The organism is Wenjunlia tyrosinilytica (genome assembly GCF_014646055.1).
GTDB classification, from domain to species: Bacteria; Actinomycetota; Actinomycetes; order Streptomycetales; family Streptomycetaceae; genus Wenjunlia; species Wenjunlia tyrosinilytica.
This window is the reverse complement of sequence record NZ_BMMS01000133.1, coordinates 1-1539: the sequence shown is the minus strand read 5'-3', so window position 1 is coordinate 1539 and position 1539 is coordinate 1. Positions and strand designations below refer to the sequence as shown.

The window sequence follows — 1539 nt, the reverse complement described above, 5'->3', positions numbered from 1 at the left end:
CGAGGCGGGCCTGGGCTCCGTCGTGCAGGTCCCGCTCGATCCGGCGCAGGTCCGCCGCCGCCGTGTCCACCACCGTTCCCCGGTCGGACTCGAGCTCCTGGACCCGCTCGGCCAGGTAGGAGGGCGAGAGCAGGCCGCGCACCATCAGCCGGTCCACGTGGGCCATGCCCCGCACGAACCACGGGGTGCCCATCCAGACCAGCAGGCCCAGCGCCGCCGTCCCCGCTATCTCGGCGGGGGAGTCCATATACCAGTTGTGCCTGCCGGTCTCGTCGCCGTAGAGCTGGAGGCCGGGCTGGTCGATGTAGCGGGGGAAGACCCACTGCCACACGGGGTAGGTCAGCATCCCCCAGCCGCAGGTGGACAGGACCGTCGTGACGGTGAAGGTGAAGATGCCCCACGGCAGCATCAGCAGCGAGTAGATGGTGTGCCGCCAGGAGACGCCGCTCTTGAACAGCGCGCCCATGCGGGACAGCAGGCCCCTGGTGTTCGGCTGGAGCGGGCCGGGCTCGGGGACGTCCTCATGGAGCAGGGACCGCGCCCTGGCCCGCTCGATCACGCCCAGCCCCCGGCAGCCCAGCAGGGCGAGGGCGAGCACCGGGACGCCCACGAAGGTGATCAGCAGCCCCGCGCCCAGCGACACCATCGTCACGGTCCAGACGAAGGCCGCGATTCCCACCGGCAGATTCAGCAGCAGGTACACGAGCTCGCGCCAGGTGCGTCCCTCCAGAGGGGCGCGCAGCGCGGTCGGCACCAGGTGCTTGCGCGGTGCCGGCTGGTATGCGGTGGCCATGGTGTCCATCCTCGTCACGTCGTCCGTCCTTCTCCGACTGTGGCTCCAGCCTGCTGGAACGGCGGCTCCGCGCCCATGGTGTGCGTCGGCATCTTGAACAGGGGGATATCCCCACCCCATCACGGGTGCCAGGCCCTGGGCGGAGGGATCCGGGCCGTCGCCGGGGCGTGCGGGCGCGGGGCGGACCACGATGACGGACGAGGCCCAGCCGGAGCGTCGTCGCCGGGCGCGCGGGCGCGATGCCGGGGGCGGGGCGGGGTGTGCGGGGCGGGGTGAGGGCATGGCCGGGCGGTGGCCGCCGGGGACAGTGGGGTGCCCCAGACTGCGGGTGCCCCAGACGGCGGGTGCCTCAGACTGTGGGGTGCTTCAGGCTGTGGGGTGCCTCGTCAGGCCGTGAGGTGGCTCAGACTCTGGGGTGCTTCAGGCTGTGGGAGCCGCGGTCCCGCGGACGGGTTCACGCTCGCGCCACGGCAGCTCGGCCGTGATCGTCGTCGGACCGCCTGGCGGGCTCTCCACCAGGAAGACGCCGTCCACCGCCCGCAGCCGCTCGGCCAGGCCGGCCAGCCCGCTCCCCTTACCCGTGTCCGCGCCCCCGCGCCCGTTGTCCGTCACCTGGATCAGCAGCCGTGCGTCCGAGCGCCACAGGTCCGCCGCCGCGCTCTCGGCTCCGCTGTGTTTGCTGATGTTGGTGAGGAGTTCGGAGACGGTGAAGTAGGCGATGCCTTCGATGGCGGGTGCGGGGCGGG

General features: G+C 72.6%; 2 protein-coding genes. Both read right to left on the bottom strand.

Translation table 11 applies throughout. From position 1 onward, the window contains the following. Window positions 1–793, bottom strand: a 793-nt coding sequence (locus tag IEY86_RS35865) for a sensor domain-containing protein (RefSeq protein WP_189136083.1), incomplete at its 3' end; no start/stop codon positions are given. Window positions 794–1213: 420 nt separating this feature from the next. Beyond that, on the bottom strand, window positions 1214–1539 hold a 326-nt coding region (locus IEY86_RS35860; protein ID WP_373287157.1), incomplete at its 5' end, for a sensor histidine kinase.